Here is a 979-nt window from a genome sequence, read left to right on the forward strand (position 1 = left end):
CTGAGTTTGCTCACCGCGCACATGCGGCCGCTCGGCACCTGCGCAAGCTCGACCACACCATCGCTGAGGAACTGCAGGTCATCGTCCGCGGCGCTGCCCGCTTCTGCGGTGCAGACCACGGTCGCGCCCAGAGCCGTCAGCTGGCGCAACAGCGAAAGCACCTGCTTGCGGAACTGAAAGGCGTCGGGCGACATGTGACGCAATTCACTGAGCGCATCGATGAACACCCGTTGAGGCCGGTGCTTGCGCACATATTCGAGAATCGAGTCGTGGATCGAGCCCGCCTCGACTTCCCAGGTTTCCAGGAGATTGAAGGTTTCGTCGGCACCGGAGAGGTTGATCGACGGCGACACATCCAGCACCGGAACGCCGTCCAGCGCCAGCCCGCTGAGCTGCGCATTGCGACGCAGTTGCCCCTCGGTCTCACCGAGGGAGACGAGCACCCCGTCCCCGCCCTCGCCGGTGGTCAGAAAATGCATCCCGAGGGTCGTCTTGCCGGTGCCCGGGCCGCCACGCACCAGGCAGGAATAGGTTTCCAACAAACCGCCGTGCAGGATCTCGTCGAGCCCGGGCACTCCGGTCGTCATGCGTCCTGGGTTAAGCATCGCGCGTCTGCATCGGGTTTCGATCCGCTTGGCTGATGGGGATGGATTGCGCTAGACGGATGCCGTCGCGGCATTCCGAAAAGCAGGGCAGGCTGCGGCAGGCGCTGTCGCATACGCGGCGAGAGGATGGCCGGGACTCGACCCGCCACGATGCCAGCCGCCGGCAATGGCTCAAGTAGTGCGAAGGCTGTTCGCTCGCTACGCCTGTTTTGCAACTCGCGGACCGTTGGCGCCGGCTCTTGACCCGCGGAAACAGACTTCTGGATAAGCATCTGCAGAAGTGCGTATGAACGCCCATGTTCACACGGAATATCTGGTCATCAATACCGTATTTACACGGCATACAGACCCTTCGTTTTCCGCTAATCCCCGGA

Annotated in this window: 1 protein-coding gene; it reads right to left on the minus strand. The window is 62.7% G+C overall.

The features are described from left to right. Positions 1 to 587: ATPase domain-containing protein (locus ACS8YF_RS19630; RefSeq protein ID WP_440851778.1), on the minus strand; the 587-nt coding region annotated here is incomplete at its 3' end. Positions 588 to 979: the final 392 nt, after the last annotated feature.

It is taken from the genome of Salinisphaera sp. SWV1 (assembly GCF_052044155.1).
Taxonomy (GTDB): Bacteria; Pseudomonadota; Gammaproteobacteria; order Nevskiales; family Salinisphaeraceae; genus Salinisphaera.